The organism is Pseudomonas sp. UBA6315, assembly GCF_002438125.1.
Classification (GTDB): domain Bacteria; phylum Pseudomonadota; class Gammaproteobacteria; order Pseudomonadales; family Pseudomonadaceae; genus Aquipseudomonas; species Aquipseudomonas faucium.
Genome location: NZ_DJTF01000158.1, coordinates 1 through 10,838, shown reverse-complemented (window position 1 = coordinate 10,838; position 10,838 = coordinate 1). Strand labels below are relative to the sequence as shown.

General features: G+C 64.8%; 11 protein-coding genes. 4 read left to right on the top strand and 7 right to left on the bottom strand.

Going from position 1 to position 10,838, the window contains the following annotated elements; genetic code table 11:
* Positions 1 to 79 (bottom strand): hypothetical protein (locus B3E94_RS18370; protein WP_286914598.1); only part of this gene is annotated, 79 nt, incomplete at its 3' end.
* 263 nt (positions 80 to 342) lie between these two features.
* Between B3E94_RS18370 and B3E94_RS18365 the strand changes: the two genes are divergently transcribed.
* Positions 343 to 942, top strand: a complete 600-nt coding sequence (locus B3E94_RS18365; RefSeq protein WP_176511458.1) for a Yip1 family protein — start codon at positions 343 to 345, stop codon at positions 940 to 942.
* Between the two features lie 128 nt (positions 943 to 1,070).
* Entirely contained in the window at positions 1,071 to 1,565 is a 495-nt protein-coding gene (locus B3E94_RS18360; RefSeq protein ID WP_176511457.1) for a SprT family zinc-dependent metalloprotease, read from the top strand.
* Between the two features lie 112 nt (positions 1,566 to 1,677).
* Here B3E94_RS18360 and B3E94_RS18355 read toward each other — a convergent pair whose 3' ends face one another.
* The 4 genes from B3E94_RS18355 to B3E94_RS18340 all read right to left on the bottom strand — a co-directional run bounded on the left by B3E94_RS18355 (position 1,678) and on the right by B3E94_RS18340 (position 6,068).
* Positions 1,678 to 3,000, bottom strand: a complete 1,323-nt coding sequence (locus B3E94_RS18355; RefSeq protein WP_176511456.1) for a dicarboxylate/amino acid:cation symporter — start codon at positions 2,998 to 3,000, stop codon at positions 1,678 to 1,680.
* A 291-nt stretch (positions 3,001 to 3,291) separates the two neighbouring features.
* Positions 3,292 to 4,638 carry an ATP-binding protein gene (locus B3E94_RS18350; RefSeq protein ID WP_286914597.1) on the bottom strand — a complete coding sequence of 449 codons (1,347 nt, stop codon included), beginning with the start codon at positions 4,636 to 4,638 and terminating at the stop codon, positions 3,292 to 3,294.
* The gene (locus tag B3E94_RS18345) at positions 4,635 to 5,312 is read right to left on the bottom strand and encodes a response regulator (protein WP_176511454.1); all 678 of its coding nucleotides are present in this window, start codon (positions 5,310 to 5,312) and stop codon (positions 4,635 to 4,637) included. Before B3E94_RS18345 ends, B3E94_RS18350 begins: the two co-directional genes overlap by 4 nt.
* A 150-nt stretch (positions 5,313 to 5,462) precedes the next feature.
* Entirely contained in the window at positions 5,463 to 6,068 is a 606-nt protein-coding gene (locus B3E94_RS18340) for an outer membrane beta-barrel protein (RefSeq protein WP_176511453.1), read from the bottom strand.
* Between the two features lie 129 nt (positions 6,069 to 6,197).
* On the opposite strand from B3E94_RS18340, the gene B3E94_RS18335 reads away from it, so the two are divergent.
* Both B3E94_RS18335 and B3E94_RS18330 read left to right on the top strand, forming a co-directional pair.
* Positions 6,198 to 6,992 carry a dienelactone hydrolase family protein gene (locus B3E94_RS18335; protein WP_286914595.1) on the top strand — a complete coding sequence of 265 codons (795 nt, stop codon included), beginning with the start codon at positions 6,198 to 6,200 and terminating at the stop codon, positions 6,990 to 6,992.
* Positions 6,993 to 7,096: 104 nt separating this feature from the next.
* Positions 7,097 to 7,798 (top strand): 4'-phosphopantetheinyl transferase family protein, encoded by a 702-nt coding sequence (locus tag B3E94_RS18330; RefSeq protein ID WP_286914593.1) that lies wholly within the window; start codon positions 7,097 to 7,099, stop codon positions 7,796 to 7,798.
* Between the two features lie 3 nt (positions 7,799 to 7,801).
* On the opposite strand, the gene B3E94_RS18325 is transcribed toward B3E94_RS18330, so the two are convergent.
* Positions 7,802 to 9,409 carry an ATP-binding protein gene (locus tag B3E94_RS18325; RefSeq protein WP_286914592.1) on the bottom strand — a complete coding sequence of 536 codons (1,608 nt, stop codon included), beginning with the start codon at positions 9,407 to 9,409 and terminating at the stop codon, positions 7,802 to 7,804.
* Positions 9,406 to 10,104 carry a response regulator transcription factor gene (locus B3E94_RS18320; RefSeq protein ID WP_286914591.1) on the bottom strand — a complete coding sequence of 233 codons (699 nt, stop codon included), beginning with the start codon at positions 10,102 to 10,104 and terminating at the stop codon, positions 9,406 to 9,408. The genes B3E94_RS18325 and B3E94_RS18320 overlap by 4 nt, the downstream gene beginning before the upstream one ends.
* Between the last annotated feature and the right edge of the window lie 734 nt (positions 10,105 to 10,838).

Here is a 10,838-nt window from a genome sequence, read left to right as displayed (position 1 = left end):
TGTAGTCGGTGATGGCTTCGCCAGCGAGGCGACGCAGGCGTTTTTGCAGTTTGTTCTGGTTGACCGAGAGGGTGCCCATAGCGCTTGAATCCGCGAGGTGTGACAAAAGGCGGCTATTTTACGCACAAACCAGGCGCGGCTGTAGGGCTAACCGATAAAGACTTCAATGTAATCAGCAGTGCCACTGACAGCGCAATTTGCTCTAAAAAGCCGGTTTTATGCTGGGAACGGCTTCCTATACTGCGACATAAGGCCACATTACCGCTCGCTTCGGTGCCCTGGCCTCGGGCCGCTTGCGCTCCATCTGGGGGGCGACTGGCAACACAGAGAGGAGTGACAGGCATGATTCATCACGTTGTGGGGCTTTTTACTCATCCTGACCAGGAATGGCGGGAGATTCGCGGGGAAGAAGAAAGCATCAGCCACATGTACCTGACGCACACGCTGATCCTGGCGGCGATCCCCGCCATTTCGGCATTCATCGGCACCACCCAGGTGGGCTGGGTGATCGGTGGCCGGCCGGCGGTCATGCTGACCCTGGAAAGCGCCTTGTGGATGAGCGTCATGTCCTACCTGGCGATGCTCGCCGGGGTGGCGGTAATGGGCGCATTCATCCACTGGATGGCCCGCACCTACGACGCCAACCCATCCCTGGCCCAGTGCATCGCCTTCGCCACCTACACCGCCACCCCGCTGTTCCTCGGCGGCCTGGTGGCGCTCTACCCGCACTTGTGGCTGGGCATGCTGGTGGGCACTGCCGCCATCTGCTACACCGTTTACCTGCTGTATGTCGGCCTGCCGACCTTCATGAACATCCCATCGGATGAAGGCTTCCTGTTCTCCAGCTCGGTGCTGGCGGTGGGCCTTGTGGTACTGGTGGCGATCATGGCGGCGACCGTGATCATCTGGGGCTTGGGCGTGGGGCCTGTGTATACCAACTAGATCCAACCAACACTGGGGCATCAAGCCAGGGGCCGCCGCAAGGCGGCCTTTGACTGCCTGCTGACCAGTGGCCTCGGCAGCACCGCCGAGGTTGCGGCATAATGCCCGGTCAGGAGAATTGCCCCGCCATGCCCGAGCTGCTCAAACAACGCGTCGAAACCTGTTACCAGCAAGCCGAAGCCTTTTTCAAACGCCCCTTCCCGCGCCCGCAGGTGAGCTTCAAGCTGCGCGGCCAGAAAGCCGGCGTCGCCCACCTGCACGAGAACCTGCTGCGCTTCAACCTGCAGCTGTACCGCGAAAACCACGACGATTTTTTGCGCCAGACCGTTGCCCACGAGGTGGCGCACCTGGTGGCCCACCAAGTGTTTGGCGAGCGCATCCAGGCCCATGGCGAGGAGTGGCAGCTGATCATGCGCGGGGTGTACGAACTGCCGCCCAATCGCTGCCACAACTACGAAGTGCAGCGCCGCGTGACGACCCGCTACATCTACCGCTGCCCGTGCCCGGAAAGTGACTTTGCGTTCACCCCGCAGCGGCACAAGCTGGTGCACCAGGGGCGGCGCTACCTGTGCCGGCGGTGCCGGGCGATATTGGTGTACAGCGGCGAGACGCGGGTTGAATGAACCGGCCCTTTCGCCGGCAAGCCGGCTCCCACTAGGTTCAACGCTGCCCTAGGCCGCAGCAGGCACAAAAAAAGGCGACCCTAGGGTCGCCTTTCTCATCACTGCATCACACTCAGCGAGCCGGGCCTTCGGCAACGCCCAGGTCGTCGGTCGGACGGGTGTCGATCAGCGGCGCACCACCGGAAGCCAGCTCCGAGGCGAGCTTGTCGTTGTCCATTTCCTTGACCCACTTGGCCACCACCACGGTGGCAACGGCGTTGCCGATCAGGTTGGTCAGGGCGCGGGCTTCGGACATGAAGCGGTCGATACCCAGGATCAGCGCCAGGCCGGCAACCGGCAGGTGGCCGACGGCGGAGAGGGTGGCGGCGAGCACGATGAAGCCCGAGCCGGTCACGCCCGCAGCACCTTTGGAAGCTACCAGCAGCACCAGCAGCAGGGTGATCTGGTGGGTGATGTCCATGGTGGTGTCGGTGGCCTGGGCGATGAACACCGCAGCCATGGTCAGGTAGATCGAGGTGCCGTCCAGGTTGAACGAGTAGCCGGTCGGGATCACCAGGCCCACCACCGATTTCTTCGCGCCCAGGCGCTCCATCTTGGCCAGCATGCGTGGCAGGGCCGACTCCGAGGACGAAGTACCCAGCACGATCAGCAGCTCTTCACGGATGTAGCGGATCAGCTTGATCACGCTGAAGCCGTGGGCGCGGCAGATGCCGCCCAGCACCACCAGGACGAACAGCAGGCAGGTGATGTAGAAGCAGGCCATCAGGTAGCCCAGCTGCACCAGCGAACCCACGCCGTACTGGCCGATGGTGAAGGCCATGGCACCGAAGGCACCGATCGGCGCGAGCTTCATGATCATGTTGATGATGTTGAACATGACATGGGCGAAGCGGTCGATCAGGTCCAGTACCGGCTTGCCGTAGCTGCCCAGGCGGTGCAGGGCGAAACCGAACAGCACCGAGAACATCAGCACTTGCAGGATGTCGCCGTTGGCGAAGGCGCCGACGATGGTGTTGGGGATGATGTTGAGCAGGAAGCCGACGGTGGTCTGCTGCGCGCCGGCGGCGGCGTAGGCAGCCACGCTGCTGGCGTTCAGGGTGCTGACGTCGACGTGCATGCCGGCACCCGGCTTGACCACGTTGACCACCACCAGGCCGATGATCAGGGCCACGGTGGAGACGATTTCGAAGTACAACAGCGCGTAGCCGCCGGTCTTGCCGACCGACTTCATGCTCTGCATGCCAGCGATGCCGCTGACCACGGTACAGAAGATGATCGGGGCGATGACCATCTTGATCAGTTTGACGAAGCCATCACCCAAGGGTTTGAGGGCAACGCCGGTTTCCGGGTAGAAGTGGCCGAGCAGGATACCGATGGTGATCGCGACGATCACCTGGACATACAGGGATTTGTACAGCGGCTGACGTGTCGTCATGGCTCATTTTTCCTCGAGTGTGCCGGTTCACCCTTCCCAGGGTGGTTGGGCACCTGAATCGCTAACCCTCCTGCACCTGGAGGGATTTGTCGTTGTGTTCGAGCTGCCTGGGCAGGCCTCTGCCAACGGAGATAGCAAGGGCGATGCCAAAATGCCCATGAAGGGTGCAGAGGCCGTATTTGCTAGAGGAAAATGCCCAATGAGGGGGCGAATGCGCGGGAGTTGATGGCGGATTTCCGCCCGGTGGCGGAATTTGAACAGGGGGTGATGGCGGGAATCCGCCCGCCACCCTCAGTTGAGCGGGAAGGTGATGCAGAACGCCGCGCCACCCAGCGGCGAGTCGCCGAGGCTGAGCTGGGCGTCATAGCTGTCGACGATGTCCTTGACCACCGCCAGGCCGATGCCCTGCCCCGGGTGCTGGCGGTCCAGCCGCTCGCCACGTTCGAGAATGCGTTCTCGCTGGTCGGCCGGCACCCCCGGGCCATCGTCCTCGACACACAGGGTGAGCTGCCCCGGCGCTTGCTGCAGGCTTACCCGCACCTGGCCCAGGCTCAGCCGGTAGGCGTTCTCCAAAAGGTTGCCCAGCAGCTCCAGCAAGGCGCCCTGCTCCATCGGCACCTGGGCCTGCACCGGGATATCCAGGGTGGCTTCGACGCGCTTGTCGCGGTAGACCTTGGCCAGGGTGCTGCACAGGCTTTCCAGTACCGGGCGCAGTTGCACGCGATGGCGCACCAGGCCGCTCTTGCGCAGGCTGGCACGCTGCAGCTGGTAGTCGATCTGCTGGCTCATGCGCTCGATCTGGCTCTGCAGCACCCGCGCCTGCTCGCGCTCGCCCGGGCGCTGCTGCAGGCTTTCGCCCACCCCCTGCAGCACCGCCAGCGGGGTTTTCAGGCTGTGCGCCAGGTCGTCCAGCGAATCACGGTAGCGCTGGCGCTGTTCGCGCTCGCTGCGCAGCAGGCGGTTCAGCGAGCCGGTCAGGCGCAGCAGTTCACGGGGGTGCTCACCGCTCAGGCCATCGCGCGCCCCCGACTCCACGTCGTCCAGCTCGCGGCTCAGCCGGCGCAGCGAGCGCAGGCCCCAGGTCAGGCCGGCCCAGAGCAGCACCAGCAAGGCCAGCAGGGCCGCGCCAAAGCCGAGGTAGAGCTTTTCGCGCAGGCCCGAGAGGGTTTGCTTGTACTCGCGCACCGGCTGCAGGGCAACGATGCTGTAGGCCGCGTTCTGGCCGCCGAGCAGCTTGATCTCGACGTCATAGACGAAGAACTCTTCGCCGTCGTCCTGGTGGATACGGGCAAATTCGTTGCCGCGCCCGTCGTAGCGCGGCTGGTAGTTGATGTGCTGGTCGGCGGTGGCGCGCGAGCGCCAGACCAGCCGGCCTTCGCGGTCGAAGATGTAGCCGATCAGCCCGGTGTAGGGCAGGTTGAAGCGCTCGTCCGGCAGCAGGTCCGGCATCTGCAACTGGCCATGCTCGATACGGGCCGCCGAGATCAGCGTGGTGACGTCGGAGGCCAGGCGCTGCTCGATCGACTCCTGCAGGGCCAGGCTGAAGGCCTTCTGCAAGGCGGGCAGCAGCGCCAGCATGAACAGCAGCGCCAGCACTGCCGCGGCGAGCATCAGGCGCACCCGCAGCGAGCGAATCATCGGCAGCGCTCGGTGAACAGGTAGCCCAGGCCGCGCACGGTGTCGATCGGCTTGAAGCCGTTTTCGCCTTCAAGCTTGCGCCGCAGCCGCCCGACCAGCACTTCTATCACGTTGGGGTCGCGCTCCTCGTCACCGGGGTAGAGCTGCTCCATCAGCCGCTCCTTGGCCACCACCTGCTGGTGATGGCGCATCAGGTATTCGAGGATGCGGTATTCGTAGGCGGTCAATGCCAGGGGCTGCTCGTCCAGGGTCGCCTGCTTGCGGTTGAGGTCGAGCACCAGCGGGCCGGCGGCGATGGTCGACTGGGTGAAGCCGCTGGAGCGGCGCAGCAGGGCGTTGAGCCGGGCTTCGAGCTCTTCGAACTGGAAGGGTTTGACCAGGTAGTCGTCAGCACCGGCGGCCAGGCCTTCGACCTTGTCCTGCCAGTTGCCCCGGGCGGTGAGGATGAGAATGGGGAAGGCCTTGGCCTGGCTGCGCAGGCGGGCGATCAGCTCGAGGCCGCTCATGCCCGGCAGGCCCAGGTCGATGATGGCCAGGTCGAAGTGGAACTGTTCGGCCTGGTACAGCGCTTCTTCGGCATCGGCCACGGCTTCGACCACATGGCCGCTTTCGCCCAGGCGGGTATGGAGGTGGTGCCTTAACAGGGCTTCGTCCTCGACCACCAGCAATTTCATTCGGTTCTCCTTTTTTGTGTTGCCAATACCAACCTCATCGCCGGCAAGCCGGCTCCCACAGGGGAATTCCACAGTCTTCAAAGCAGTGGAATACCTGTGGGAGCCGGCTTGCCGGCGATGAGGCCAGCGAAGGATAACGCTACTCGCTCATCAGAACTTGTAGTTCGCCGACAGGTAAGTCTGTGCACTGCTGGTCAGGCGCAGGGTACCGGCCTTCGGCCCGCCGCTGGGTGCCACTTCGGTCGACGCATTGCTCTGCAGGTAACGGTAGCCCAGCTCCACCGAAGCCTTGTCGGTCAGCTCCTGGATCACCCCAGCCTGCAGGCCCACCGCGTAGCCGTAGTCGGTGTCACGCCGGGCTCCTGGCGAATCCTGGGTCAGCTTGGTCATGCCCAGGCTGCCGCCGCCGAACAGCTTGGTGGTATCGCCCACGGGCAGGAACAGATCATAGCTGCCCAACAGGTTCTCCTGGCGCAGCTTGAGGCCGCTGTGGTCGCCCGAGACGTTGTCGTAGGTCACGTAGTAGCGGCCCTGGTCGTTGATCCGCCCCAGGCGCGCGCCCCAGGTGCCGTCCTTGCCGATGATGCCGTCGGCGTTGAGGTTGTCGGTGTTGCTCTGCAGCAGGCCGGACTTGCGTACCTTGTCGCTGGTCTGGCCGTAGGTCAGGCTGGCGAAATTCTCGTCGGCGGCCTGGGCGGAGGTCATGCCAGCGGCGCAGACGGCCATGGCGGCGAGCAGGGTGTTGAAGGTTTTCATCGCTTCTAGCTCCAGTTGAATGCGCTGTTTCGGTCTGGAAGCTAGAGTAAGCAGGGTGCCCTGAACCGCGGCTGAACCCTGGCTGAACCCCGGCTGAACGAACCGTTTGCAAAACAAGGAGTAGTGAACATGCGTGCCCTGCTGGCCTTGACCCTGATGTGCAGTGCCGCGCTTGCCCAAGCGGCAGTAGTGACCCGTGAAATACCCTACCAGGACGCCGACGGCAAGCGCTTGATCGGCTACTACGCCTATGACGATGCCATCGATGGCAAACGCCCGGGCATCGTCGTGGTGCATGAGTGGTGGGGGCTGAACGACTATGCCAAGCGCCGCGCGCGTGATCTCGCCGCCCTTGGCTACAGCGCGCTGGCCATCGACATGTATGGCGATGGCAAGCACACCGAGCATCCACAGGATGCCCAGGCGTTCATGGCCGAAGCCATGAAAGACCCGGATGCGGCGGCCAAGCGTTTTGACGCAGGCTTCGACTTGCTGCAAAAACAACCCTACACCGACAAGAGCAGCCTGGGCGCCGTCGGCTACTGCTTCGGCGGCAAGGTAGTGCTCGATGCGGCACGGCGCGGGGAGAGAAAGCTCGATGCCGTGGTGAGCTTCCATGGCGCACTGGCAACACAGACACCGGCCCAACCCGACAAGGTCAAGGCCTACATACTGGTCGAACATGGCGCCGCAGACAGCATGGTCACGCCGGAACAGGCCAGCGCGTTCAAGGCGGAGATGGATGCCGCCAAGGCCAACTACCAGTTCGTCAGCATTGCGGGGGCCAAGCACGGCTTCACCAACCCGGATGCCGACCGCCTGAGCCACGGCGAACATGGCGGGCCGGACATCGGCTACAACAAGGCAGCGGATGAAAGCTCGTGGGCGGATATGCAGGCGTTCTTCAAGCAAGTGTTCAAGTAGAGGGCCAATGCCTTTGACAACCTGTAGGAGCCGGCTTGCCGGCGATTGGGCTGCACAGCAGCCCCCTCTCCCACACCGCCGCAGCGGCTGGCACAATACCCGCCATGAACAGATTGCCCTCCTGCTGCGCCCCGCTGCGGCACCACTGGCCCCTGCCCCGCCCGCTCCCCGGCGCGGTGCTGGTCAGCTGCGCCTTCGACCCGGCCCTTCTGGCCTGCGATGACTTCGAGCGCGCCGGCATCACACCCAGCGCCAGCCTGCAACGCTCGGTAGCCAAGCGCCAGGCCGAGTACCTGGCCGGCCGCGTTTGCGCGCGCGCCGCACTGCAGCGCCTGGATGGCCGCGATTATGTGCCCGCCAGCCACGAAGACCGCTCGCCGATCTGGCCGCCAGGCATCCATGGCTCGATCACCCACGGCAAGGGCTGGGCCGCTGCCGTGGTCGCTGCCGATGGCGCTTGCCAAGGCATCGGCCTGGATCAGGAAACGCTGCTCGACGACGACCGCGCAGAGCGCTTGATGGGCGAAATCCTCACCCCGGCAGAGCTCGAACGCCTGGACCGCAGCCAACTGGGCCTGGCAGTCACCTTGACCTTCTCGCTCAAGGAGAGCCTGTTCAAGACCCTGTATCCGCTGACCCGGCAACGCTTCTATTTCGAGCATGCCGAAGTGCTGGAGTGGTCCGCCGACGGCCTGGCGCGCCTGCGCCTGCTCACCGACCTTTCAGCCCAATGGCAGCACGGCGTCGAACTCGAAGGCCAGTTCTGCCTCGAGGGCGGCCACCTGCTCAGCCTGGTCAGCGTCTGACCCTCAGTCAGGCGCCTGCTCGCGTGGCCAGCTCAGGCTGAAGCAGGCGCCACCCAGCGCCTCACTGCGCCCCACGGTAGCCCGGCCGGCGTGCCAGTAGATGATCCGCCGCACGATCGACAGGCCCAGGCCATGCCCGCCCGAGGCACGGGTGCGGCTGTCGTCGAGGCGGGTGAAGGGGGTGAAGATGCGGTCCCAGAAGCCTTCGGGGATACCCGGCCCATCATCTTCGACATCGATGCGGCAGCGCTGCTGGCCCAGCTGGTAGCTCAGGCGCACCTCGCTACCGGCATGGCGCAGGGCATTGCCGACCAGGTTCTGCAAGGCCCGATGCAGGTAGCGCGGCTCGGCCTCGACCCAGGCGCCTTCGCTGTCATGCACCTGGCACTGGCCACGCACCAGCCGCACCTGGGCGTTCAGTGGCGCCAGCTCCTCGATCACCCGGTCGAGCAGGGCATCCAGGTCGACCCGCTGGAACTTCAGCGCTGGCGCGCCCTGCTCCAGGCGCGCGTAGGTCAGCATCTCGTCGACCAGCTTGTCGAGGTCCTGGATGTCGCCATCCATGCCGGCCAGGTGCTTGGCCCGCGCCTGCTCGGTGGGCGCGCTCTCGATCATTTCCAGGCCGAAGCGCAGGCGGGCGACCGGCGTGCGCAGCTCATGGGACACCGCGCGCACCAGCTCGCGCTGCATGTTCAACGAGCGCTGCAGGTGTTCGGCCATGCCATTGAAGGCCGCCGCCAGGCGCCCCACCGAGTCGGCATCGCCCGCAGGTACCCGGGTTTCCAGGCTGCCCTGGGCGATGCGCGTGGCGGCCATTTCCAGGCCCGACACCCGCCGCTCCAGCTGGCGCACCAGCAAATAGACCACCAGGCCGATCAGGCACAGGCCGAGGAAGGTAATCAGCACCAGCAACTGCGGCGGGTAAGGGTTGAGCTGGTACAGCGGGCCGATTTCCAGCACCCAGGGCGAGCCGGGCAGGCCGGCGAACACGCGGACCGAATCGCCATCCTTGCCCAGCGCCATGACCGTATCGCCCTCCTCCACCCGCCGCCGCTGGTCATCGTCCAGGCCAACCCGCTCCAGGCGTTGCAGGGCAACGCCGAAACCGAAGCCCTTGCTGTGCTTGAGGTCCTCCAGGCGCTGCTGCTGCTCGGTCACCGGGAAGCGCACCAGCTCGTCGGCCAGCAGGTACAGGGTGGCGCGCGCCAGCTGCTCGCTGACCTGCTTGATCTCGGCCACCAGCAGCAGGTCTTCGCGGCCAACCTTGCGCAGCACCCAGGCGGCATGTGGGCCGGTCTTTTCCACCACCACCAGGCCGCGGTACAGGCGTGCGCGCTGGCTGCCATCGAGCGTGCGCGCCGCCATCGGCTGCAGGTCCAGCGGCACGCCCAGCAGGCGCTCCCATATCAGCAGCGAGCGCTTGCGTTCGGTCTCGTTCTGCTGCGCCAGGTTGTCGGCCATCAGGCTGAACGTGCCCTGGGCCAGGCGCTCGCGGTGCTGGGCGGCGCGCACTTCGTTGAGCAGGTGCAGGCTGAGCACGCCGAGCAAGGCCACCAGCACCAGCACGGCAAGCATGCCGCCGTAGATGCGCAGGAAGATCGAATTGTTCATGGCGCGTCGCCGACGAACAGGTAGCCCTTGCTGCGCAGGGTCTTGATCAGCCGCGGCTGGATCGGGTCGTCGCCGATCTTGGGGCGGATCTTGGAAATCCGCACATCGATGGAGCGGTCCTGGCCGTCATACCCCACACCGCGCAGCGCCGTGAAGATCTGCTCGCGGGTCAGCACCCGCCCGGCATTGCTGGCCAGCAGCCAGAGCAGGTCGAACTCGGCGCCGGTCAGCTCGATCAGGTGCTCGCCAAGGCGGGCTTCGCGCAGCCGTTGGTCGATGCGCAGTTCGCCGAAGGCCAGCGCCTGGCTCCTGGCCTGGGGCGGCTCGCTGCGCCGCAGCAGCGCCTGTATGCGCGCCAGCAGCAGGCGCGGGCGCACGGGCTTGCAGACGTAGTCGTCGGCGCCCAGGTCCAGGCCCTGCACCTGGTCGAGCTCGTCGCTGCGCGCAGTGAGCATGAGGATCGGCCCGGGGTACTGGCTGCGCACCCGGCGGCAGATGCTCAGGCCGTCCTCGCCGGGCAGCATCAGGTCGAGGATCACCAAATCCGGCTGGCTGTCGACGATGCGCCGCGCGGCGCGGGCGCCGTCGCCTTCTACCGCGACTTCGAAGCCATTGGCCTGCAGGTATTCGGCGGTGAGCTCGGCGAGGCGCTGGTCGTCCTCGACGATCAGGATGCGCGGGGCGGGATGGTCCATGGCTTTGCCTTCGTTTGTTGTTCTTTTTCAGCCTGTGGGGCGGCACAATTGACACATTTGCAACGGATACTACGTTCCGCACCGGGCACTGCCAACCTCAGCCGGAACGGCTCTCGACTGAACCGTTTCTTGTGCCAGGGCCAGCCCCTGAAAATTTCTGCCTGGGGGCAGCGTGGCGCAGAAAAATAGTGCAAACCTCTTGGCACAAGGCCTACAGCGAATACCCACTCTTCACCCACAAAGTACGCACACGTTATCCACAGGCGCTCGCCTTGCAAAGACCCCAAGACCGCATTATCTTGTATCCCCAATGCAGCAAACCACTAGATATTGGGTTTGAGCGAAAATCTCAAACACAACTCAGCACGGAAATTCAAGCGCTTTTTCCTACTGAACTAACGGTGGTTTCACCAGCCAAACCGCTCCAGCGGAAGATTGGAGAACAACAGCTTTCGGGCCTGCTCGCCAGCAGCGCCCATAGCCTTTGACTTCGGCCAGGGAGCGGCAAGCTTATTGCCCCAATTTCCTGAGTCTGTCCCGAAGTCGGTACGCCCGAGCGGTCGGATGCGCGCGCATGCCGCATCCCCACCCGGGTCATCGAGCAAGTGGACGGAACGGTGGGCGCCCAAAAGGCGCCTGAACAATATAGAAACTGTGGAGACACCCACCCATGCAAACCGACACAACTCGCGAGAACCCGCAGGTAAAAGCCCCGCAGGCCGCCGATTCCAACC

What these genes read in the sequence shown, in the direction of transcription:
- B3E94_RS18355 (WP_176511456.1), bottom strand. Translation starts at nt 3,000, where the DNA reads ATGACGACACGTCAGCCGCTGTACAAATCCCTGTATGTCCAGGTGATC.
- B3E94_RS18360 (WP_176511457.1), top strand. Translation starts at nt 1,071, where the DNA reads ATGCCCGAGCTGCTCAAACAACGCGTCGAAACCTGTTACCAGCAAGCC.
- B3E94_RS18345 (WP_176511454.1), bottom strand. Translation starts at nt 5,312, where the DNA reads ATGAAATTGCTGGTGGTCGAGGACGAAGCCCTGTTAAGGCACCACCTC.
- B3E94_RS18325 (WP_286914592.1), bottom strand. Translation starts at nt 9,409, where the DNA reads ATGAACAATTCGATCTTCCTGCGCATCTACGGCGGCATGCTTGCCGTG.
- B3E94_RS18335 (WP_286914595.1), top strand. Translation starts at nt 6,198, where the DNA reads ATGCGTGCCCTGCTGGCCTTGACCCTGATGTGCAGTGCCGCGCTTGCC.
- B3E94_RS18320 (WP_286914591.1), bottom strand. Translation starts at nt 10,104, where the DNA reads ATGGACCATCCCGCCCCGCGCATCCTGATCGTCGAGGACGACCAGCGC.
- B3E94_RS18340 (WP_176511453.1), bottom strand. Translation starts at nt 6,068, where the DNA reads ATGAAAACCTTCAACACCCTGCTCGCCGCCATGGCCGTCTGCGCCGCT.
- B3E94_RS18350 (WP_286914597.1), bottom strand. Translation starts at nt 4,638, where the DNA reads ATGATTCGCTCGCTGCGGGTGCGCCTGATGCTCGCCGCGGCAGTGCTG.
- B3E94_RS18330 (WP_286914593.1), top strand. Translation starts at nt 7,097, where the DNA reads ATGAACAGATTGCCCTCCTGCTGCGCCCCGCTGCGGCACCACTGGCCC.
- B3E94_RS18365 (WP_176511458.1), top strand. Translation starts at nt 343, where the DNA reads ATGATTCATCACGTTGTGGGGCTTTTTACTCATCCTGACCAGGAATGG.